Genomic DNA, 20,144 nt, shown 5'->3' on the forward strand with positions numbered 1-20,144 from the left:
GACACGATTGTTGGCTCCGGGCCCGCTTGTCGCTGCGGGGCCGGAGCCGACATTCCGTATGGTCCGCTGGGGGCTATGTCCAGCCGTGCTCTGTCAGGCCACCGTCAGCGTCCTTCAGGTAGCCGAGGAGGCCTTCCTTCGGGTACTCGATGATGTCCTCGGGCAGCTCGTGGACGCTGAACCACTCCAGGCCGAGGCATTTTGCCGGTTCCCGGTTGACGGGCTCCCCGCTCCACTCGGTGGCCACGAAGAAGAACCCGATCCGCTCCACCGTGTCGTCTTGCTGGTGGTGCACGACGTGGACCAGGCGCAGGTGGTCCGGATCGACCGCGACGCCGGTCTCTTCCAGCAGCTCACGCGCGGCCCCGGCGCTCAGGGACTCGCCACGGTCGAGCTTGCCCGATGGCATGTGCCATCGGCCGTAGCCGTATGGGCCGCCGCGCTGCGAGAAGAGCAGCTTGTCGCCGTCGCGGAGGATGACGTGAGTGTCGATGACAGGTTGTGCGGGTTCCGGATTCATGTTCCCTGGGGGGTTGTTGGGTTCGGTGAGATTGCCGACGCTACCGAGGGATCGGGGAGCGCGTCGGCGATTCTGCATGCGACGTCCGATGGTGTGACATCGCTGGTGTCGAGGATCAGCACGTTCACGTTTCTGGCCTTGAGGGTCTGGGCGGTCTCCGCGTAGAGGTCGACTTCGCGGCCGGGCGCGGTGGGGTCGAGGTGGAAGCGGTGCCGGATGCCGCGCTTGGCTATCCGGTTGGCGATGAGGCCGGGTGAGGCGGTCAGGATCACCGCCAGGTCGGGCATCAGGATGTCCGCGTTCAGGTCGAGCAGGAACTTCAGCGGCACGCCGTCGAGCCGTTGCAAAACCAGCGTCGAGGCGACGTAGCGGTCACAGATGACCGTGTCGCCGGCCTTGAGCGACGGCTTGATCTCGTGCTCGATGTGCGCGTACCGGTCGGCCGTGACCAGGCAGGCCAGGGCGTGCCCGTGAATGTCGTTGGCGTTCTCGCGGGTGAAGACGCCCAGCTTGCTCGTGGAGGGTTCCACGGTATGGCGTACGACGATGCCCCGTTCGGTCATCTCCGAGCGCAGGGCCTCGATGGTGGTCGACTTCCCGACTCCGCTGGGGCCGTCGAGGGTGATGAACAGGCCCCTCCGCTGCGTCATGCCGCGGTCTCCTGAGTCGCCTGGTTGCGCTCGTGCTGCTCGCGGGTGAGCGTGGCCAGGGTGGAGCGGACCTTGGTGAGAGGGACGTCTCCGAACTGGATGCCGACGCTGAAGTTGAACTCGTCGCGTTGACGCATCGACTCGTCGGCGCCGTCTTCGGTCAGGTCGACGTCTCCGTACGCGAGGAGCGTGTCGGGATCGTGGCCGGCAGCGGTGAGGGTCTGCCACACGGGCGTGCCGGGGTAGGGCCGGAATTCGAACACGCTGGCCCGTACGTCACCGGGGGCGCTGTCGGCGATGCGCCAGAGGTTGTGGATGTGTCGGACGGTCGCCTCAAGGTCGTCGTGGCTCTCGCCGGGGAAGCCGAGGATGAAGTAGCCCTTCACGCCGATGCCGTGCTCGACCAGGCGGCGGGCGACGCGCTCGGTCATCTCGGCGTTGATGCGCTTGTCCATGGCCTTGAGGATGCGGTTGCTCCCGGACTCGATGCCGAGGGCGACCTCCCGCAAGCCGTTCGCGACGAGGCGGTCCAGCTCTTGGTCGGAGATCCGATCGAGGACGTTGATGCGGCCGGTGGCATCCCACACGTACCGCTCGCCGATTTTGTGGCGGGTGAAGGCCTCCATCTGCTCATCGATGACGCGGCCGACGCCGAGGAACAGGTCATCGACGAACCGGAAGGCGGTGACGCCGTACTCGTCGTGGAGCATGTCGAGTTCCCCGATGATGTTCTCGGGGCCGCGGACACGGATCAGCAGGTCGGGATTGGCGCTGACGGCGGCCCCGCAGAACGTGCAGTTGTAAGGGCAGCCGCGGCTGCCGACGATGTTCGCCTCCGTGTGCCCGGCGCGGGCCGCGTGCTGGAGTAGCGCAGTGTTGCGGCTCACGGCGAGGCGCCGGTCCGTCTCCGTGGGCGCGGCCTGGTACGGGTCCTGCGGCAGGAAGGCGCGGTTGACGTACGGCAGGGCGTTGATGTCCGGGCCGAGCATCTGCGCGCTGAGCTTCTTGTCGTCCGGGATGCCGGTGGCCTGGGTGCCGAGCAGACGATCGCGCCACACCACGCCGGGCAGTTCACGGCGGCGCTGCTCGTCCTCCAGGAGGGCGGCAACCCGCAGTTCGCCTTCGCCGAGGACGAGAGCCCGCAGGTTGGCCATGCGCGGGTCGGCGAGGATTCGGGCGGGCATGGCCTTGGCGTGGTGGCCGCCGACCATCAGCGCGATGTCCGGATCGAGGGCCGCCGCGATGCGTGCGGACATCTCGTAGGTGGGGGCGAGGAGGTTCATGGCCGCCCACCGTGGTGCTGCTGCGTTGACGAGCTTCGCCGTCTCCATGATGCCGAGCCCGTGCGCTTCGGCGTCGAGGACACCGACGTTGAAGCCGGCCTGCTGCGCGTACGTGGCGATGTAGGCCATGCCGAGCACCGGGAGGGTGTAGTCGTTGGTGCGCGGCCGTTGGCCGTAGTCGCGCAATGGTGCGTTCACGAACAGCGCGTCGAGTGAGCGGGCCGGATCGGCGCCCGTGATCAGCGGTAACTGCGGCATTGATCCTCCTGGTCATCGGGCATGGCAGCCCCAGGTGAGGGTGGAGAGGGTCAGGGTGTGCAGGGCGGTGCTGTCGGGTCCGGCCATGCCGGTCCACATCGGGCCGAATGCCTTGTCCTTCTTGTCCGGCCAGTCGTGTTCGGGCGCGATCTGCGCGGCCCAGGTGCGCACGGCGAGGTCGTCATGCGGGTAGATGCTGAAGTCGCCGGTGTAGTCGGCCGCCGCAGCGGACGCGGTCCACGGGCCGATCCGGGGAACGTTGGTCAGCGCGGAGGCCAGGCCGCCGGCGTCCATCCGCTGCCAGTGCACGAAGTGCAGCTCATGCTGGGCGGCGGCGGCCTGCAAGACGGAGCGGTGGAACTTGGCGCCTACGCTCTCGAACTTCGCCTCGCCGAGCGCCAGGACTTGCTCGGCGGTGGGGGCGACGGCAAGTTCACCGTGCGGGGTGTCGATGGTGGTGCCGTAGGCCTTGCACCAGGCCCGGTAGAGCTTGCGGGCCTGTCCAGCTCGTACGACCTGCCGGAGGATGGCCGTGCTGATCGCGTCCCACAGCCACGGGTTGGCCAGACGCTGTGTGGGCCCAAGGTCATCGAGCCCGGCCTTCAGCGCGGCGGGGACGGTGCCGGGCAGGCACGCGGGGTCGGTGGTGACGAACTGGGGCTTTACGTCCTCGGTGCCGTGCACACAGCTCATGTGCAGGCCTTCGCGGTCCCAGAGCAGGACCCAGACCCCGCACGCGGTGCGTACGGCTCGCGCGCGGCCTCCGGTCTCGGTCTCGCTCCAGGCAGGGTGATCGGTCGTCAGGACGCCGGTCATGGCGTGCTCCTCATGTAGTGCGGTTGTTGCGCCGTAGCCTCTCGCGTCACGGAGGTACGGCGCGCGCGACCCCAGGAAAGCGGAGCGAGATCAGTCGATGAGGTCGCGCTGGGAGAGGTAGCTGCGCATCAGGCGGTACTCGTCCACGGTTGCGGGCCGGGACTCGGCGGCATCGGCGCCCGGCTCGGCCGGTGCCGGCCAGGTGTCCCGCGACGGCATCAGCTCTACCGCGGCGTTGGAAACGCGTTTGCGGCGGGGGCCGCGGACGAACAACGTCACGGTGTCCGGCTCCATCACGGCCTGGTGCACCATCGGGTGGCCAAGGGTGTAGGAGCTGCCGGGACGCTCGATGGTCACGATGCCCCGCTCCACATCGTCGCCGCTGAACGGCCCCTCCCAGCCGTCTGTCCGGCGCCCCACGACGTGCACGTATCCGCCGGTGAGGATGCGTGTGGCGAAGGCGTAGCAGTGGTCATGGGGAAAGCGCTGGTTGTCGAGGCGGGGGTTCATGTTCATGCGGACCTCGAAGCCGCGTTCCGGCGCCCGGTAGACGGAGAGCCGGTTGAGCAGCAGAGTGATGCGGCTGTTCGCCAGACGCTCAGCGTCGTCGGGGATCTCGTCAACGAGCTGGGTGAGTAGCTTCCGGTCCTCGGCGAGGCGGTCCAGGAGGTCACGACTGATCCTCTGGACTTCACGGAGGTCAGGTGTGTCCAGGGACGGGATGCGATCCAGCCAGCTCATCGGGCACCGCCCACACCAGCGCCCACCACGTCTTCGAGCACCCGGCGGGCTCTCTGCGCCACGGCAGCGTGCTCGTTGAACGTCAGCGCCCCAGTCGGAACGGCTTCGGGCTGCGCGACGGCGAGAACCTGCACGCCGCCGGCGCTGCTCTTCAACGCGCACAGCGTGCCCGGGTGAGCCGCGAACGCCTGCTCGGAGGCGAAGCTGCGCACATACTGCGGCCGGCCGGCCTGGAGGTCCTCCGGCCACTGGTACATCTCCAGGTCGAGGGTGCCCGCGACCGTAAGGACGACGGACGTGGAGACGATCGGCCACGTCGTCATCACGGACCCGTAGGCCAGGCGCAGATAGAAGCCGCGGCCGTCGTGGGCCGAGAGCGGCAGATGGGCGAAGCCGTGCGCCATGAAGGCGCCGGAGGGCGCGCCGGGCATGCCGTGTTCCATCAGCCTCAGGAGCCGGGTGGCCAGCGGCAGCAGCCAGCCGGTGGCGTCGGCCACCGGAATCTCGGGGATGTCGCTCGGGTCTCGCCCCTGGTCGAGCAGCCGGTCGACAAAGGCGGGGAGTAAGGCGTCCACAAAGGTGCCCTTCAGGAGTCGGATCGGGAGAGGCCCGGCGCCAGGCTGACGGGGGAAGCCGCCCGGCGCCGGGGGTGTGTGCCGCTCGATGAGCAAGGCCTGAAGCACCCGCCCACCGAGCGGCGGTCTCAGTGGCCGCTTGGGCCAGGCGGCCGGCACAAGGTCGTCCAGGTCCACGACGGTGAACGCGCGGAGCGTGCGCACGAGGCTGGCAGCGAGGAACCACCGCAGGGTGGGGCCCCGTACGGAACGGGGACGTCGTCGCCTGCCAGGACGTGAACGCCGTTGCCGGTGTACTCGTGAGGCGTGCCGATGACTCCGTACAGGGGTGCGCTCTGGACCAGCAGTGCGACGGTCCCGTGTTCGGCAAGGTAGGGGCACTGCTTTGCGGCCATGCGCGCGTGCCGCCGGCAGACTGGAGGTTGAGCGGGTGCTCGATGTGGGCACGCCGTCCTTCTTGCTCTCCAGGAACAGGACTCCGTCTGGGCTCCGGGCGTTGTCGGTCGCGCGGGGGTGGACCAGGCGCCATTTCGGCTCACCGGTCGGCAGGCCGTCGTCTCCGGTGGACTGTGAGACCCGGCCGCAGAGGACATCGCGCACGTCGCGGTCCCCCTGCCCTCGTCCCAGTAGCCCAGGCGCGAGCGGCCTGTGGCGTCGAAGGTGGTACGCAGAGAGGAAGGAGCCGGCCTCTTCGCCGTCGCGGGCGGTGATGTAGGGAACCAGGCAGCTTCTCGATGCAGGCTTCACGCTGCCGCCCCCGTAGCGGCAACGGGGCGGTGCGGGGCGATGATCTGGCCGTCGGGCAGCAGCTCGCCCGTATCGTCAAACAGCAGGACGCCGTTGCACAACAGCGTCCAGCCCTGCACCTCGGAGCGTGTCAACGGCTTGGCCGCTTCGCGATCCGGCTGTGCGGCCGTGGGGCAGGTGGGCGTGTGCTGGCACATGCGCGTCGCTCTTCCTGTCGGTCGTGCGGTGGGGACGGGGGTGTCCTCTTTGGCGGGGACCAAGGGCAGGCGGACGACGATCCGCTTGCTGCCGGTGGCGGTGTCCGGGATGACCTCAGCCCGGCTATAAACACCCGCCAGGGCGTTGACCAGGAACTGACCGCGGTAGGCCGGGCCTGGAATCACACGGCTGTTCTGGGTGCCGGAGCCGGGCGTTCAGGGGGCATCGGCCAGGTCGTGCAGGTCGACGACGGTGTATTCGCGAATGGCGCGTACGAGCTGGGAGGCGAGGAACCAGGGCAGCATGGGCGAGGAGAACGGCAGCGGCTTGTCGTCCGCAGGCAGCGCTCGAATGCCGTCGCTGCTCCATTGGTACGGGGCGCCGATGACGCCGTACAGCGGCGCCGCTCGGACCACGAGCGCCACGTGGCCATTGCGAAGGTGCGGGCACTGCGCGACCGCGGCGGCCGCGTGCTGCACGCAGAACGGCGGCTGCGCGGTCAGGATCGGCTCGTTCGGCGTCGACTGCGGACTCTCCAGAAACAGGTGCGCGTCGCCGATCTTGGCCGGGCCGACGCATGCCTGGCAGCGGAGTTTCATCATGGTCTCGCGCTGCCTGGAGGGGTGGACCATGCGCCACTTCGGCCGACCCAGCGGCATGCGGTCGGGGCCGATGTTTTGGGAGCAGCGGCCCCACAGTTCACCGCGGGTGCCGCGGTCCTGAGGGGTCTCGTTCCAATAGCCGAGCCTCGATCGGCCGCGTTCGGTGAACGAGGCCCGCAGAGCGGACTGGAGCTCACCCTCTTCGCCTTCCCGGGCGGTGATGTACGGCACCAGCCTGGTTGAGGTCTCACTCATCCCGCGACTCCCCGCCCCTCATCAGGCAGCCGGCTGCGGGTCGCCTTTGACGAGATGCGCGTCCTCCCAATCGGGGGACCCGCGGTGGACCTTTCGGGCTGGTGATCGAACATGGACGATTCCTCAGGTCAGATTTGGGGCCCTGCACCCAGTACCGATCGCTCGCGGGGGTGGGAGCGGCGGGCCTGGGTGCAGGGCGGCTGGTGGGCCGTGCCGGGCGCCGGTGTGGGCGCGGCGCGGGGCACGGCCAATTCCGGGGGTCAGGCTGTAAGGAGGTCGAGCAGGCCGAGGGTGGTCAGGGCGAGGTGGCGCAGGTGTACGAGGGCGTCGTGCGCATCCTCGGGCGGCTGTGCGTCCCGCAGTTCGATGGCCCGTGCGAAGGCCGGCAGTTGGTCGTGTGTGCGGCGGACGGCGGGCAGCAGATCGGCGAGTGCGAGCCGCAGCCGGGCAGTGAGATCGGCCATGCGGGTTTCGTCGAGGTCCGAGTACGGGCTGAGAACGTCCTCGAGGTCGTCGTACACGTTCTCGTCGACGAGGGAGAGGCGCAGCGAGTCGAGGACGCGCTGCATGGTGCCAGTGCCTGCGTCGAAGGCCCGGGGCGCAGCAAGGGCGGGGGCGCTTATGCCGGCACCCGGCCGACCGTCATGCGTGCGCGGACGACCTTTCCGTCCCCGTCGCCTGTGAGGAACCACGAAAGATCACAGCCGAGCCGGGCCACCTGCCACAGTCCTCGGCCGCGTTCACCGGCGACGGCCGCCGCGAAGTCGGGGAACTGGGGCAACGGGTCGGAGACGTCAATGAGCAGCTCGTCGTCCTCCGTGACAGTAAGCCGCAGACTGAGGCACCTGCGGTCGCCCAGAGGGCCTGGGTTCGCGTGCACCACAGCGTTGGCCGTCAGCAGTCCGGCCACCACGACAGCCGCCTCCTGATTGCCCGGCCAGCGCGCCATGGTCAGCCGCGTCCGGCCATGTAATCGAGCCAGCTGCGGCGTGTTGGGCTGCGCCTCGAACTTCCGAAACCACTCGTACGTGACGGCTGCGGCAGCGAGTGGGCTGAGCACTGTCTCAGGTGACGCGGTTCTCAATTCCACAGCCTCACTCCTGACGTCGGAATGTGTTCGGAACAGCACACTCGGATTAGTGGGTGATCAGCGTCCACCCATGCCAAGAGGCTTCGCCATGGCTTCGCGCGTAGCTTCTGCGCCGCTTTAGAGCGTCAGAAGTAGCCCAGGAGTAGCGTGTAAGTAGCTTCTGTGCTGGACCAGTTGTCGCGACAAGCCTGCTCGGTGTCCCCTCAAACGACAGGGTTTCGCCGGCCCTCATAACCGGAACGCAACTCGAACCTGGAGCCGTTGTGGGCAGTCCTAAGACACTGCTGAAGGTGCTGATCGACCAGCAGATGCTGACTTGGTCGAGCTTCGAACCGCGATTCCGGACGACGGCAGAACGCATCCTCGGAGATCAAGGGCGGAACGTCACCTTGGGCGAGTCGCAGTTCCGGCGCTGGACGAGTGGTCAGCTCAAGACACTCCCCAACCCAGATGCCTGCCGCGTGCTTGAAGCGATGTTCGATCGTAAGGCCGTGCACCTCTTCGACCCTCCCGACGAGGACGGACCGGCGAGTCTCGACGTACCCGCGCACGACCTGGAAGCAGAGATCGCAATGACCGCACATGAAGCGCAGACAGACGCCAGCGAGATGGCAGCAGCCTCCGTGTCAGACGTGACTGTGGAACAACTCCAAGACGACGTGCACGACCTGGCCCGCTCCTACACCAAAAAGTCGCCCCAGGGTGTCTGGCAGGAGGCCAAGCTGCTTCGGGAGAAGGCTGAACACGGCCGCGAGCGCACCGCCGTCCCGGCACAGCAGCAGGTGCTCCTCATCCTCGCCGGAAAGGCGTCGGCGCTATTGGCGCAGGCAGCATTTGACCTGGGCCAACTGGACGGTGCCAGGCGACTGGCCCGCACCGCGGCCCTGTATGGGGAAACGGCTCGCTATGAACCGCTGCGTGCCTTCGCCGCGGGAAGCCTGGCCTACATCGCGTACTACTCTGGCGAACCCTCCCAGGCCCTCGCCCACGTCCGACGTGCGCTCACCTACGGCGGCCTCGGCGATGTCGCCAACCGCCGACTGCGCGCCATTGAAGCTCGTGCCTTCGGGCACCTCGGCGACGTAACATCCGCTCAGCGCACCATGGCCATGGCGCAGACCGTCGACGCAGGCGCGAGCGACGAGCTCCACGACGACGTAGGCGGAGAGTTCGGATTCAGTCACGAGCGCCTGGCCATGTCCAACGCGTCCACCGCATTGCTCGTTGACGACGGCCACGGAGCGGAAGAGTCCGCACGCCACGCCCTCGATCTGGTATCGAGCCAGCCGCCGCGACAGCAGTCGACGACCGTGATTGGGAAGGCGTCCGCCGATCTGGCGATGGCACGGCTCCTGTCCGGCGACATCGACGGTGCGGCCGACGCACTGCAGGCCGTTTTCAGTGTGCCTGGAGACCAGCGCGTGACAGGACTCGTTTCCCGGGCGGCGGCTGTACGCCGATTCCTCACCCGGCCGAGTCTGAGCAGTGCACAGCGCGCCATCGAGCTAGGCGAGCAACTAGAGGACTTCACGCGCCTCTCACCACAGCGTCTGCTCGTTGCCTACGAGCCGCTCGCGATCGAGGCTTAGTCACAGTGAGGCGAGAATTTTCGCCTCCTTCTCCGAGGCGATCCCGTGTTCTGCCCACCGTGGGTGGTCCACGGGACGTCCGTCGTTCTGAATCCAGCCCCAAGTGTCGCGGATTGTCTCCGACAAAGGTCGGCATCGCAGTCCCGCAGCCACGGCCCGCGAGGCATCGACCGTCCACACGCCGGCATGGGTGCGCCACAACGGAAGCTCGGTCCACTGCTTAACGCCGTGATCGACGAGCACCTCAGGCTCTACCCACACCGGCCGCCCGGCGCCGCCAGTGACCTCAAGACAGGTGCTGACGAAGTCCTCGAAGGTGATGCCGGCAGGGTGAGCCACGTTAAACGCCGGACCGGCGGCGCTGTCCGCATGGTCGAGAGCGAACATGGCGACATCGCGCACGTCCACCGGCTGGATACGGCGCCTTTGCGGGGACGGCGCGAGGAAGCGACCTCCCTCGTGTGCACGGCGCAGCCACCACGGCAGACGGCCCACGTACTCCCCAGGACCCAGAATGACCCCCGGCCGTAGGAACACAGCCCTCGAGCCAAATGCACGGAGCACGGCCCGTTCACCGCCCGCCTTCTGGAACCCGTACTTCGTGGGGCTGCCGTCGTCCCCGGTGAAACCGTAGCTTTCATCCGCGTCCGCAGGGCAGTCGAGCAGCTCGGAGTCGTCGGCGAGAGGCTGATGCGGCCATCCCGCATAGACCGACACGGTGGAGATGTGCACCCACCTGGCCACGTGGTCACGCAGCAAAGACGCCGTCAGAAGCACGTCCTTGGGCGGCAGATCGGAGCTCGACGTATCGATTGCGCCGTCCCACGGGCCGTGAGACGCGAGCCTCTCCACGTCTTCGACGACCGTCCGGTCCCCATGCACCGCGGCGACGTCGGGCAAGTCCTTGCCCGATCGGCCTCGGTTGAAGGTCGTTACCTCCCAGCCACGCTTGAGCGCCCCCTCCACGATGGCCTTACCGAGGAACCACGTCCCGCCCAGCACCAGAAGCTTCATGACGCCAGATCCTGCCAACGTTGATCGCCAGACGAAAGGCTCGCCACACGGGACGCGCCTGAGAGGGACGGCTGAGGGGCGGGCGGCGCGGGCACTGGGGCCCCCGAACGAAGCCTCGCGCGCTCCCAACCCACCCCTCCGCCGCGACCGACGAAGGACCCACAGGCCCGTAGGTCAAGAAGGCCACGCAGGCTCCGCTTTGATCCGGCGGGGGTCGGCATCATGCCCCACCGCCGAGGGGCATCGGCGGGTGGGCACGAGCGGGCACCGGGGGCCGTAGGGTTGCTGGCGGAGCCGCAGCCACTACTGTGGCCCTCAGTCTCTGGGCCGAGACACGCCCTATCGCGTCCTTTCACGGAGTTGTTCGGATGGTGCTCTCCACCGCTGGAGGAAGCTTCGTTTCCACGTCGAGCACCGCCTTTCCCACCTGATCTGGGGTCAGACCAACTGCTGTCGACAAGTCCGCGCTGAACAGCCGGGTTCCATTGAGGTGTGTCTTCTTGAGGCTGGCACCTCGTAGGTCGGCCCCCCTCAAGAAGGCTCCTTCAAAGTGGGCGCCGTCGAGCCAGGCGTCACCGAGTTGGATCTCCCTCAGCCATGCCTCCTGCAGGTGTGCGCCGATCAGGTTGGCTCCCTGCAGACGCGCGCCAGCGAGACGTACGCGTTCCAGCCGGGCACCCTGAAGGTCCGCTCCGCGTAGGTCGGTGCGGCGTAGGTCTATGCGAAATGGCTCCTCCAGCAGCGGCCGCCTCCCTAGAACCGTCAAGGCTGCCTGGACGGACTCTTCCAGATCGGCCGCGGGAGACAGCTCGGTGTCGGGCGACACCGATACCTGGTCCCGGACGAATGCTGCGAGGACCTCGACCACCGTCAGGTGATCCTTGGCGGAGTCCCGCATGATCCGCTCCAGAGCGTAGATTCCGCCCAGGCGCTCGACCGCACGCTCCGACGCGAGCAGCTTGATGGCTTCCACGTAGCGGGCGGTCACCTGGCCGTCGCGGGCAATCTCTGCCTGCTCGCGGTCTCGGTCCCGGGTGTGTCGCATCGTACGGTCGGTGTAGTAGAGGCCAGCCCCAGCAACCACACCGGCGCCAAGGGCGACCAGCGACGTGCGGAAGCCCGTGATCACCACACCGTCGGCCGGCTGGAGATTCTGTCGCCGTAGCCGATCACCGTCTAGCCACCACGGGCCTTTCCATAGCAGCAGGGCGTAGCCGACGAAGGCGGCGGCCAGGAGAACAAGCGCCAGTGTCCGGCTCCGTTTCATACGCGGGAGCATGTCCTCGGAGGAGTAGCCGCATGCGTGACAGGGTCGGCCTTCGACGTCGTAAGCGCGTTGTCCACCAGCTGTACCTCATGCACGCACCGGTGATCGGCACGGGCGGAGCAGGCCGGCGAAGTCAATGACCTGGACGCGCCTTGATTCACTGCCCATGTGTGCGTACCGCGCGAGCGCAAACGGCCCGCCTTCTACGATGCCGCCTCGGCCGACCTCCCTAGCTCAGTGCGTAAGCGGAATCCGCCCCACCCGAGGGGAGGTTCCGCACTCGCTGAACAACCCTGCGCAGTCGTCGCACCGACGCACTGCGCACTGTGCGAGTCCATGATCCAGCGGTAATCACAGATTCAGGACTGATCGCTGGAGATGCGCACTGGAGCGGTGGACAGGGCCGACCTGATGATCTGCTCGGTGCGCGGTTCTATGGAGATGTCGTACGACCGGGTGATCTCTTGGACCGTGGTGGCGGCTTTGAGGGCGCCGGCGGTGTTGCCTGCTGTCTGTTCGATGTGTATCCAGTCGCGGTACAGAACCTCGGCTGTTTCGTCGATGTCGAGGCCGCGCAGGACGACGTGTCGTGCCGCGTCGAGGTCCGGGTTCGTCCCGTGCGTGTGCCAGGTGGCGAGGGTATGGGTGACGTCGACGATGCGGGAGACGATCTCCTGTTGCACGGGCCCGGCCCAGGGGAGGTCTTCGCCGTCGAAGGGTCTGCTGCGTATCAGGGCGAGTGCGTCTTCCAGGAGAGGGATGCCGGCGGCCGGGCCGGCTGCGAGTCCGCGGGTGGCCAGGTGCTGGAAGTGGTCCCAGTCCGAGCGCACTGCGGGGTGGAAGGTGTATCCGGGCTTGGGCCGGGGCAGGCAGGGCGATCCGTCTGGCGCTGCGCCGAATCGTGATCGGATCTCCGAGAGGCGATTGCGCAGGGTTGGTATCGACCAGGGGGTGACGGGGTCCATGGCCGCGCAGAGGGTCTGTGGGGTGCGTCCCGGTCGCAGGTGGATAAGGGCGGCCAGGGCCGCAACTTTCGGTCCGTGCCCGGAGCCAGTGGATCCGGTGACCGTCAGCGGACCCAGGATGTTGATCTGGGCAGTTGCCGATTCCTGCTCCCACCTGTCCTCCAGTATTCCGGGGACTGTATCGGGGAGCGCAGGGCCGGTCCCCGATACAGGCTCGGGTGCGCCCGCCGGCTGCTCCTCATCGCCATCGGTGGTCGGGCTCTTGACCGGCTTGATTGGGGAGCGGCCGAGGGAGGCGAGGAACGCGGGATACGGCGAGCTGTCGTCCTCATCCGCGCCGTGGCTTTTGAGGATCAGCGGGAAGGGCCGGCCCCTTTCGGTGGCTGCGGTGTCGTGTTCCTCTGCCAGCTGCCATGCCCCGGTCGCGGGGACGGCCGGTTTGTCCGCGACCTCGAGGGCGTGGATGTACTGCCGGTAGTGCTCGTCGGTGAGCCGCTGCAATAGCACCGGCCGTTCATCGAGTTGCGCAAGCCGCACCTGCGCATCCGGGCGCACGTCGAGGAGTTCGGCGTCGGGGAGAGCCTGCCGCGTTGCGGGGCCGGAGGGAAGAACGACCGCTAGGGGAAGGTCTCGGGCGGCAGCGATCGCGTCGGCGAACTGCCAGACCTGCTGAGGCTCGATGTCGCCGGCGCAGAGGAGGATCCAGGGCAACGGTGGCGGTGCATCGTCCTGGTCCTTGTTCTGGTGGACCTCGACGAGGATCTCGCCCAGGTCGGCGGTGACCGCGGACAGATGCGGCATGGCGCGGATGCGGCCCTTGGGCAGCAGGGTTGCCAGGCGGGTGCCGAGGCCGACCGTGAGGATTTCGGTCTGGTCGCTCCAGATGCTGGTGCCGGCCTCCAGCGTCAGCGCGCGGGCGACGGCGACGACATCGTCCGCATCACCGTCGAGGAGGATGGTGCGCTGGTGGAGCAGGTTGGTCAGGAGCAGCTCACCGGTCTCGGTGGAGCCGAGGGTGACCAGGCCCGGGTAGGGGGCCGGTTCGGCCCGCGCGGTGTCGCGTTCGAGGAGCGGGCTGTCTGGATCGAGGCGCCACATGCCGGCCTGTGTCCCGAGGGTGAAGGGTGCCAGCGGTTCGAGGCGCGGGTCGTCCACGATCAGGTGCACGCTGGTGTGACCGATCCGGGCGCCTCGGACGGCGGGCAGTTCTCGTCCGATGGCGGCAGCACGGTGGGCGAGGGTCCGCAGCACGGTGTCCAGCCGGTCGATCGATGCCGGTTCCCCGGTGGCGGTCAGAAGCTGCTCCGCTTCGGTCGGGTCCTCGTCGATGGCGATCGTTTCGCCTGCCCTGCGGCGGCGTTGCTGAAGGATCCGCTTCACGGCGAGTGCACTGGCAAGGGATGCAGCCAGCAGGGCGCCGATACCGGCGATGAGTGCGGCATGGCGGGGTGTGCCGGTTGCTGCGGTCCCGTCGAGCTCGTCCGCCGGGGCGCTGGTGGGCGAGGGCGGAGTGGTGCGCTGGGGGACCGAGGGCGACGTTCCGGGTTGTGCTGACGGCGTTCCGGCCCGGCTGGGAGCAGGGGCATTCGGCTGGGTCGGCTGCGATGTTGGCGTCGGCGGGCTCGTCGGCGCACCGGTCGGGGCTGGGGCGTCCTCATGATCGGGTGTTGGGTCGGCGGGCTTGGCGGGCGGGCTGGCGGGTTCGGGCGGGGAGGCGGGGCCGGTCGCGTCGGCTGGGGGCAGATCGAGGCGCTGGCCGGGGTGGATGACGTCGGGGTCGGTGATCTCGTCGCGGTTGGCCTGGTAGAGCTCGGGCCATCGGTCGCCGTCTCCGAGTTCTTCCTGGGCGATGGCCGACAGGTAGTCGCCGCTTTCCACGATGTAGGTGCCGCTGTTCTGGTGCTGGGCAGTGCCGCCGAGTTGAGTGGTCGGCTGAGGGGGAGCCCCGGCCGTGCGGGTATCGGCGGGCAGGTTAAGGGCCCAGCCGGGCTGGATGGGGGAGTGGGCGGTGAAGACCCGTCCGTCGGGCATGGTGCGGCCTTCGTTGAGGGCGACGATCGTCGTGAACAGCGAGCCGTCACCGAGCTGTTCCTCGGCGATCTGCCACAGGCTCTGTGCGGGGCGGGTGTCCTGCACGACGTACTCGCGCACGTTCGTGGCGGCCGCTTTGAGCACCTTGTGGTCCCGGGCCGTGTTCTGTGAGCCGCCTGGTCCTGGGGTGTTGTGGGTATCGGCCAGGTGCTCGCCGGTGGCGGCGGCGTTCGCGGGTGTGGCTGGGGTGGCCATCGCGGTTCCGGTGGGCAGTAAGAGGAGGATCCCGCCGACCAGGGTGGCGGCGGCCCGCTGTCCCAGTTGCAGGCCGGGGAGGCGGGGCGCGGTGCGGCCGCGGAGCTGGGCGGGGATCTCGACCAGGAGGGAGAGCGTGAAGCTGGCCCAGCTGATCCATCCCACCTCCGTGAGCGCGAGGATGAACGCGCCCGTGGTGTCCTGCTGGGAGAAGAGGTGGGTCAGATCGTCGAGGCCTGCGGGCAGGGCGGCCCCGGTGGCTTCCCACAACAGCCACGGCATGCCGCCCAGCAGCCCGAACAGCAGCAGCAGGGAGCCCAGGGCCCGCAGGATGCCGACGAGCGTCCCGGTCCGGCGGGCGGGGGAGTGCGAGGCGGGCGGTCGCATCTACGGGCCTTCCTCGGGAGTGGTGATGCCGACAAGCACAGCGGCCTGACCGTGCCCGGTCACAGGGAGCGTCGAGACGCCGACCAGGGTGAGGAACGTGGTGTCGTAGCTGTCCTGGACATCGACCTGGAGCCGGGTGCCGCCGTCACTGACACGGACTGATCCGCTCACCCCAGCGCGCGCCAGGTAGGCGCGAACGGCACTGGCCGCGGATAGCGGGTCGACGGTGACCTTGTTTCCGGGAATCGCCTGCTGCGGGTCGATGGCCTGCGCGCCAGCGCGGGCGGCTTCCATCGCCACGTTGTCGGCGCGCTCTGCGGCGCGGAGTTTGCCGGTGCCGTCGACGACGAGGAGCCCGCCGAGGACCAGCAGCGGGACGGTGACGATCGCCGCGAACACCGAGATGCCGCCCCGGTCCCGCGCCGACCAGCGCCGGTAGCGGACCGGACCGTCGAAAGAGGAGTGGTTCATCAGGTCAGCGCCTTTCGCGGTAGGCATCGACGACCGAGGTGAAGCTGGATGTCACGGTGCGCGTGCCAGGGCCGGCGTGTCCCAGGAAGAACAGGTCACCGAGCGGCACTGTGCACGAGACGGTCACCGTGACGCTGGCGACCTGCCCCACCGGAGCAGCAAGGCCTGCCGTGTCCGCCCGCACGCTTGTTGCGGTGCACGGCTGCCCCTGACCTGTCAGGGAGTCGGCGGCCGCCGACTGCGCCGCAGCCTGCGCAGCGCCCGGGGTGCGTTCCAGGGAAGCGGCGCGGGCAGCGTGCTCTGCGGCCGAGTCGGCGCTCTGTCCGGCCAGGGCGATCCGGGCCGCCGCGAGGAACAGCAGGCCCAGGCTGAGGAGCAGCGGCACCACGATGACCGCCTCGATAGGCGAGCTCCCCCGGTCGCCGCCCCTGCCCCGTGCCGGCCATCGCCACGCTGCCATGCCGGTCACCCTCCCTGCGGCGGGACCCACCGCTCGACGGCGCCGGACGCATCGGCCGAAACGTGCCAGTTCTCCACCCCGGGGATCAGTGACAATGCGGTCCCCGACACCCGGATACGGACCTGCTCCGCGGTGCTGCCCGCCGTGGACACCTGCCGGTTGGTCAGGTTGTCGCCGGCGAGACGTTCCAGGGCGCTGGATGCCTGCCGTGCACCGTCCGCAGGGGTGGACCCGTAGGCGCGGCCTGCCCGCACGCCTTCGCGTGCGGCGGTCTGCGCGATGCTGCGGGCGTAGCCCCACAGGGCGGCCTGCACCAGGCCGATGACGACGAGCAGCAGCAGCGGGTAGACGATCGCGGCCTGGATCGCGGCGTCTCCCCGATCGCCGAACCGGCGCCCGGGCCGCGCCTGCAGCGGCGGGTGATTCATTCGCCGGTGAGCTTTGTGGCGTACTTGCCGTACAGCACCGCCAGGGCGCCGGCGATGACGAGGGCGCCGGCGATCGAGGCCATGATGATGATGACGGTGGAGATCGGCCCGTCACCGCGGTCAGAGGCCTGATCGGCTTCCTGCCGGATGGCATCCAGGCGCTCGCGGGCGGCGCTGGTGACGATAGCGAGGCTGACGGCGGCTTTCGTGGTGGCGTCGCGGATGGTCTTCACTGCTGGGTCTCCCGTTCGCAGACCGCACCCGTGGGAAGGGCGGTCAGAGGATCAACATGTTCAGGACGGCGGGGAAGGCGATGGCGAACATGACGATCGCGGCGAGGAGGGCGCCGGGGGCGCTCATCTTTTCGCTGTCGGTGTTCGCTTCGGCGGCTTGAGCGGCGAGGAGTTCGCTGTTCAGGCTCTTCGCGCGGGCGCGCAGAGTGCCGTAGACGGCGGCTCCGTCCTTCGAGGACAGACGCATGATGTCGGCGACGTCCCACAGGATCGGCAGGTTGAGCTGCCGCCCGAGGTCGTCGAGGGCGTCCCACGGCGACGACTTGGCCGTCCTGGCCCGCAGCAGTGCCTCCTGGATCCGGGCGAACGACCAGCCGCGCCCGATGCGGGCCGCCTCTTCGAGGGCCTGGGAGGCGCCGACGTTGGACGCCATCCGCAGGGCGACCAGTTCCAGGTAGGCGGCCGCGGCGTGCGCGAACTCTGCCCGGGCACGGGTGGCTTGGTCGCGGACCTGCCAGTCGGGCACGAACCACAGCCCGGCAGCTGCCGCGGGGCCCGCGACAGCCGGGAGGAGGAGGGACACTCCCAGGCCCATGAGCGCCCAAGCTGTCGACACGAAGACCGGCAGGAGCAGGCCTGCCAGGGCGAGGCCAGTCTTGGTGAGCAGGAACTGTTCCGGGCTCTGTCCGATGAGCCGTAGGTCGGTGCGCGGGATGCGTCCTGGGGCCCGGTCAACGAGCCAGCCTCCCCATACGGATTCCCGCCCGGATGCGCTCGTCCCGCCGCCGTGGCCTGGTTCCGTCGCAGGGGGGTTCAGCCGGCGCAGTGCGGGCCCGAGTTTCGGCGCCGCCGGAGCCATCTCCCGCACCAGCAGGGACAGTCCGGCACCGACAGTGCTGCCGCACACCACCAGCATCGTCGCGGCACTCACGATGACCCTCCTTCGATCGGAGTGGGCTGCTTCACCCGGCTGCGGGGGTCGTTGACCAGGAACCGGGGGACGGGTTTGTGGCCGGCCAGGGACCGCATCCACACCAGGACGGCGGTGAACGCCGCGGCGAGGAGCGCCAGGGTCAGCTGGCCGATCAGGGTGCCGTAGGGGGCGGTGTAGTCGGGGACGGTGAAGCCGGCGAGGACGATGCCGAGGCTGATGAGCGTCATCCAGCGGACCGCGGTGCGCGGTTTGGCTCGGTCGGCTTCGATCTGCCGCCGCTTGGCGACCTCCTCGCGCACCGATGCGGCGAGGTCGTCGAGGGCCTGCGCGAGACCTGGGCCTGCGTCGACCGCACACAGGGCGAGAGCGGCGCACACCTTGTCGCCGGTCACGTCGTCGAGGTGGCCGGCGAAGTCTTCGAGTGCCTCGCGCGGATGCCAGCCGCCTTGCAGTTTCTCCGCGAGCTCGATGACCTCCTCCCGCAGGGCGGCGGGCGGATTCTTCCGGGAGGAGATCAGGGCCTGTTGCAGGCCGAACCCGAGCCGCAGCACGTCAGAGAGCCGTCCGGTCCATTCGGCCAGGGCCTCCAGCTTGGCAATGCGGACCGAGGCCGACGCGGTCGGCGTCAGCAGCCACGGAACACCCGCCACGGCGGCGCCGAGCAGCAGCGCAGCGACGAACACCCCGGTGACCGCCCACACCCCGGCCGCCACGACGACCGCGCCCACCATCAGGAGGCGGCGGCGGGCGGCCCGTTCGCGCCCGGCCGGGCCGCCGGACCAGCGGGCGCGCCAGCGGGCGGCCGCAGTCGGCTGCTTCGGGGCTGTTGTGCCGGCGAGAGCCGCCACGAGCATGACTGCGCCGGCGACCAGCATGGCGGCGCAGGCGCTCCACCACAGGCCGCCCATCATGCGGGCGCCTGACGCCATGTGCCCGCCCAGTGCAGCAGGTTCGCATCGAACCCGGCCCGCTCCAGGCGGGCCAGCATCGCGGGGGAGGGCGGGGTGCGCGGAACAGCGTGCGTCGCACCCCATGCCGAAGCGGGGCCGAAGACTTCGTTGTAGGCCGGGCGGCCGCCCTCGCCGACACCGGTGATCTCCCACACGTGGGACACATAGCGCTGCTTGCGCCCACGGCTTTCATGGACGGACAGGAACACGATGACGTGCAGTCCGTTCGCGATCTGCCGGTAGGCGAGCTGTTCGCTGAAGTTGCCCTGCGCCAGCAGGTACAGCTCGGCGATCCGGTCGAACACGACCCGCGGTTCCGAGGCGTGCATCGTGCACAGGTTCCCGCCGCGGCCATTGGTCAACGCCCCCATCAGGGCGGTGATCTCCGGACCGCGGACCTCGCCGACCACGATGCGGGTCAGCGACATCCGCAGCGCCCGCTGCAGCAGCTCCAGCAGCGTGATCTCACCGGCGGCGCGGCCATCGACGCGTTCGCCGTTGGACTCCCGCGCCTCCATCGGCACCACCTGCTGGTGGTAGCCGTTCTTGTGCGCCCACAGCTCGAACTCGGTCTCCAGCGTGCCGAACCGCTCGGCGGCGGGGATCTCTTTGAGCAGTGCCCGCAGCAGCGACGTCTTGCCGGAGTTCTGCTCGCCGACGACCATGACATTCCGCTCGGCGCGTACACACGCCGACAGGAACTCCCGCACCGCGGGGGTGACCGTGCCCAGACGCTCCATCTGGGCAAGGTCCGCGTCCTTGATCCGGTGGCGGCGGATCGTCACATACGTGCGCTCCCCGGTGACCTCACACAGGGCCTGCAGGCGCGACCCGTCCGCAAGCCGCAACGCGACCATGGGGCTGCCGGTGGACAGGGTCCGCTCGCCCTGGCCGCTGTTGCGCGCCAGATCACGCACCAGCTCCTTGAGCTCCTCCTCCGAGTCCGCGACCGCAGGGGCCTGCACCAGATGCTCGTCGCCGAAGTCGAGGAACACCTGGTCGTGCCCGTTGATGAGGATGTTCTCCACCCGGTCGTCGTCCAAGTGGCGCTGCAACCGGCCGGCCCGGAACAGCATGTCGAACACCAAGCTGGCCAGCGCCTGCTCCTCACCGCGCGGCACCAGCCTGCTGGCCTGCGTGGCATCGGCCCACACCGACACCGCCTCGTTGATCAGAGCGCGGGCCCGCTGCTCCCGGGCGCCAGCGTCGGCCAGCGCCGGTGTCGTCTTACGTTCCGCAAGCAGCTGCTCGCCCACCTGCCGCTTGATCGCGGCCGCGGCCTGTGCGTCGACCTGAACCTGCGGCATCGACTGCGCCTGCAGCGGGGAGTTCGCCTGCGGACTGCCCGTCCCACCCGACCTCGGGTGCGGCCCTCGTCCTGCTTGCTGGGGTCCCTGCGGCTTCTGCGGCTGGGGAAATACGGGT

At 69.0% G+C, this 20,144-nt stretch carries 21 protein-coding genes; 1 reads left to right on the forward strand and 20 read right to left on the reverse strand.

Annotation, left to right across the window (positions count from 1 at the left end):
- Nucleotides 1-73: 73 nt before the first annotated feature.
- The 10 genes from OHA05_RS37875 to OHA05_RS37920 form a co-directional block, all read right to left on the reverse strand.
- Nucleotides 74-520, reverse strand: a complete 447-nt coding sequence (locus tag OHA05_RS37875; RefSeq protein WP_328863254.1) for an NUDIX hydrolase — start codon at nucleotides 518-520, stop codon at nucleotides 74-76.
- The gene (gene tmk / locus OHA05_RS37880) at nucleotides 517-1,170 is read right to left on the reverse strand and encodes a dTMP kinase (protein WP_328863255.1); all 654 of its coding nucleotides are present in this window, start codon (nucleotides 1,168-1,170) and stop codon (nucleotides 517-519) included. The genes OHA05_RS37875 and tmk overlap by 4 nt, the downstream gene beginning before the upstream one ends.
- A complete protein-coding gene (locus OHA05_RS37885; RefSeq protein ID WP_328863256.1) occupies nucleotides 1,167-2,711 on the reverse strand; it encodes a B12-binding domain-containing radical SAM protein in 1,545 nt (514 codons plus the stop codon). The genes tmk and OHA05_RS37885 overlap by 4 nt, the downstream gene beginning before the upstream one ends.
- A gap of 12 nt (nucleotides 2,712-2,723) precedes the next feature.
- Nucleotides 2,724-3,527: a hypothetical protein gene (locus OHA05_RS37890; RefSeq protein WP_328863257.1), complete on the reverse strand. Its 804-nt coding sequence runs from the start codon at nucleotides 3,525-3,527 to the stop codon at nucleotides 2,724-2,726.
- Between the two features lie 90 nt (nucleotides 3,528-3,617).
- Nucleotides 3,618-4,268, reverse strand: coding sequence for a hypothetical protein (locus OHA05_RS37895; protein WP_328863258.1), 651 nt, complete (start codon nucleotides 4,266-4,268; stop codon nucleotides 3,618-3,620).
- Nucleotides 4,265-4,843 (reverse strand): hypothetical protein, encoded by a 579-nt coding sequence (locus OHA05_RS37900; protein WP_328863259.1) that lies wholly within the window; start codon nucleotides 4,841-4,843, stop codon nucleotides 4,265-4,267. The genes OHA05_RS37895 and OHA05_RS37900 overlap by 4 nt, the downstream gene beginning before the upstream one ends.
- 743 nt (nucleotides 4,844-5,586) lie before the next feature.
- Entirely contained in the window at nucleotides 5,587-5,787 is a 201-nt protein-coding gene (locus OHA05_RS37905) for a DUF5999 family protein (protein WP_328863544.1), read from the reverse strand.
- Nucleotides 5,788-6,003: 216 nt separating this feature from the next.
- The gene (locus OHA05_RS37910) at nucleotides 6,004-6,645 is read right to left on the reverse strand and encodes a hypothetical protein (RefSeq protein ID WP_328863260.1); all 642 of its coding nucleotides are present in this window, start codon (nucleotides 6,643-6,645) and stop codon (nucleotides 6,004-6,006) included.
- Nucleotides 6,646-6,905: 260 nt separating this feature from the next.
- Nucleotides 6,906-7,214: a DUF6415 family natural product biosynthesis protein gene (locus OHA05_RS37915; protein WP_328863261.1), complete on the reverse strand. Its 309-nt coding sequence runs from the start codon at nucleotides 7,212-7,214 to the stop codon at nucleotides 6,906-6,908.
- Nucleotides 7,215-7,264: 50 nt separating this feature from the next.
- Complete coding sequence (locus tag OHA05_RS37920) at nucleotides 7,265-7,705, reverse strand: ATP-binding protein (protein ID WP_328863262.1); 441 nt, start codon at nucleotides 7,703-7,705, stop codon at nucleotides 7,265-7,267.
- Nucleotides 7,706-8,025: 320 nt separating this feature from the next.
- Between OHA05_RS37920 and OHA05_RS37925 the strand changes: the two genes are divergently transcribed.
- On the forward strand, nucleotides 8,026-9,324 hold the full coding sequence (locus OHA05_RS37925; RefSeq protein WP_328863263.1) for a DNA-binding protein: 1,299 nt from the start codon (nucleotides 8,026-8,028) through the stop codon (nucleotides 9,322-9,324).
- Here the strand turns inward: OHA05_RS37925 and OHA05_RS37930 are convergent, their stop codons facing one another.
- From OHA05_RS37930 to OHA05_RS37975, 10 genes are all read right to left on the reverse strand, one after another.
- The gene (locus tag OHA05_RS37930) at nucleotides 9,325-10,338 is read right to left on the reverse strand and encodes an NAD-dependent epimerase/dehydratase family protein (RefSeq protein ID WP_328863264.1); all 1,014 of its coding nucleotides are present in this window, start codon (nucleotides 10,336-10,338) and stop codon (nucleotides 9,325-9,327) included.
- 352 nt (nucleotides 10,339-10,690) lie between these two features.
- On the reverse strand, nucleotides 10,691-11,605 hold the full coding sequence (locus tag OHA05_RS37935) for a pentapeptide repeat-containing protein (protein ID WP_328863265.1): 915 nt from the start codon (nucleotides 11,603-11,605) through the stop codon (nucleotides 10,691-10,693).
- 359 nt (nucleotides 11,606-11,964) lie between these two features.
- A complete protein-coding gene (locus tag OHA05_RS37940; RefSeq protein ID WP_328863266.1) occupies nucleotides 11,965-15,243 on the reverse strand; it encodes a LysM peptidoglycan-binding domain-containing protein in 3,279 nt (1,092 codons plus the stop codon).
- A complete protein-coding gene (locus OHA05_RS37945) occupies nucleotides 15,244-15,714 on the reverse strand; it encodes a pilus assembly protein TadG-related protein (protein ID WP_328863267.1) in 471 nt (156 codons plus the stop codon).
- Nucleotides 15,715-15,718: 4 nt separating this feature from the next.
- Complete coding sequence (locus OHA05_RS37950; protein ID WP_328863268.1) at nucleotides 15,719-16,174, reverse strand: TadE/TadG family type IV pilus assembly protein; 456 nt, start codon at nucleotides 16,172-16,174, stop codon at nucleotides 15,719-15,721.
- A 5-nt stretch (nucleotides 16,175-16,179) separates the two neighbouring features.
- The gene (locus tag OHA05_RS37955; RefSeq protein ID WP_328863269.1) at nucleotides 16,180-16,602 is read right to left on the reverse strand and encodes a TadE/TadG family type IV pilus assembly protein; all 423 of its coding nucleotides are present in this window, start codon (nucleotides 16,600-16,602) and stop codon (nucleotides 16,180-16,182) included.
- Nucleotides 16,599-16,835 carry a hypothetical protein gene (locus OHA05_RS37960; protein WP_328863270.1) on the reverse strand — a complete coding sequence of 79 codons (237 nt, stop codon included), beginning with the start codon at nucleotides 16,833-16,835 and terminating at the stop codon, nucleotides 16,599-16,601. The genes OHA05_RS37955 and OHA05_RS37960 overlap by 4 nt, the downstream gene beginning before the upstream one ends.
- 43 nt (nucleotides 16,836-16,878) lie before the next feature.
- A complete protein-coding gene (locus OHA05_RS37965; RefSeq protein WP_328863271.1) occupies nucleotides 16,879-17,766 on the reverse strand; it encodes a hypothetical protein in 888 nt (295 codons plus the stop codon).
- Nucleotides 17,763-18,698 carry a type II secretion system F family protein gene (locus tag OHA05_RS37970; RefSeq protein ID WP_328863272.1) on the reverse strand — a complete coding sequence of 312 codons (936 nt, stop codon included), beginning with the start codon at nucleotides 18,696-18,698 and terminating at the stop codon, nucleotides 17,763-17,765. Before OHA05_RS37970 ends, OHA05_RS37965 begins: the two co-directional genes overlap by 4 nt.
- On the reverse strand, nucleotides 18,677-20,026 hold the full coding sequence (locus OHA05_RS37975; protein ID WP_328863273.1) for a CpaF family protein: 1,350 nt from the start codon (nucleotides 20,024-20,026) through the stop codon (nucleotides 18,677-18,679). Before OHA05_RS37975 ends, OHA05_RS37970 begins: the two co-directional genes overlap by 22 nt.
- Between the last annotated feature and the right edge of the window lie 118 nt (nucleotides 20,027-20,144).

The organism is Streptomyces sp. NBC_00306 (assembly GCF_036169555.1).
GTDB classification, from domain to species: domain Bacteria; phylum Actinomycetota; class Actinomycetes; order Streptomycetales; family Streptomycetaceae; genus Streptomyces; species Streptomyces achmelvichensis.

What these genes read in the sequence shown, in the direction of transcription:
- OHA05_RS37875 (WP_328863254.1), bottom strand. Translation starts at nt 520, where the DNA reads ATGAATCCGGAACCCGCACAACCTGTCATCGACACTCACGTCATCCTC.
- tmk (WP_328863255.1), bottom strand. Translation starts at nt 1,170, where the DNA reads ATGACGCAGCGGAGGGGCCTGTTCATCACCCTCGACGGCCCCAGCGGA.
- OHA05_RS37885 (WP_328863256.1), bottom strand. Translation starts at nt 2,711, where the DNA reads ATGCCGCAGTTACCGCTGATCACGGGCGCCGATCCGGCCCGCTCACTC.
- OHA05_RS37890 (WP_328863257.1), bottom strand. Translation starts at nt 3,527, where the DNA reads ATGACCGGCGTCCTGACGACCGATCACCCTGCCTGGAGCGAGACCGAG.
- OHA05_RS37895 (WP_328863258.1), bottom strand. Translation starts at nt 4,268, where the DNA reads ATGAGCTGGCTGGATCGCATCCCGTCCCTGGACACACCTGACCTCCGT.
- OHA05_RS37905 (WP_328863544.1), bottom strand. Translation starts at nt 5,787, where the DNA reads ATGTGCCAGCACACGCCCACCTGCCCCACGGCCGCACAGCCGGATCGC.
- OHA05_RS37910 (WP_328863260.1), bottom strand. Translation starts at nt 6,645, where the DNA reads ATGAGTGAGACCTCAACCAGGCTGGTGCCGTACATCACCGCCCGGGAA.
- OHA05_RS37915 (WP_328863261.1), bottom strand. Translation starts at nt 7,214, where the DNA reads ATGCAGCGCGTCCTCGACTCGCTGCGCCTCTCCCTCGTCGACGAGAAC.
- OHA05_RS37930 (WP_328863264.1), bottom strand. Translation starts at nt 10,338, where the DNA reads ATGAAGCTTCTGGTGCTGGGCGGGACGTGGTTCCTCGGTAAGGCCATC.
- OHA05_RS37935 (WP_328863265.1), bottom strand. Translation starts at nt 11,605, where the DNA reads ATGAAACGGAGCCGGACACTGGCGCTTGTTCTCCTGGCCGCCGCCTTC.
- OHA05_RS37940 (WP_328863266.1), bottom strand. Translation starts at nt 15,243, where the DNA reads ATGCGACCGCCCGCCTCGCACTCCCCCGCCCGCCGGACCGGGACGCTC.
- OHA05_RS37945 (WP_328863267.1), bottom strand. Translation starts at nt 15,714, where the DNA reads ATGAACCACTCCTCTTTCGACGGTCCGGTCCGCTACCGGCGCTGGTCG.
- OHA05_RS37950 (WP_328863268.1), bottom strand. Translation starts at nt 16,174, where the DNA reads ATGGCAGCGTGGCGATGGCCGGCACGGGGCAGGGGCGGCGACCGGGGG.
- OHA05_RS37955 (WP_328863269.1), bottom strand. Translation starts at nt 16,602, where the DNA reads ATGAATCACCCGCCGCTGCAGGCGCGGCCCGGGCGCCGGTTCGGCGAT.
- OHA05_RS37970 (WP_328863272.1), bottom strand. Translation starts at nt 18,698, where the DNA reads ATGGCGTCAGGCGCCCGCATGATGGGCGGCCTGTGGTGGAGCGCCTGC.
- OHA05_RS37975 (WP_328863273.1), bottom strand. Translation starts at nt 20,026, where the DNA reads ATGCCGCAGGTTCAGGTCGACGCACAGGCCGCGGCCGCGATCAAGCGG.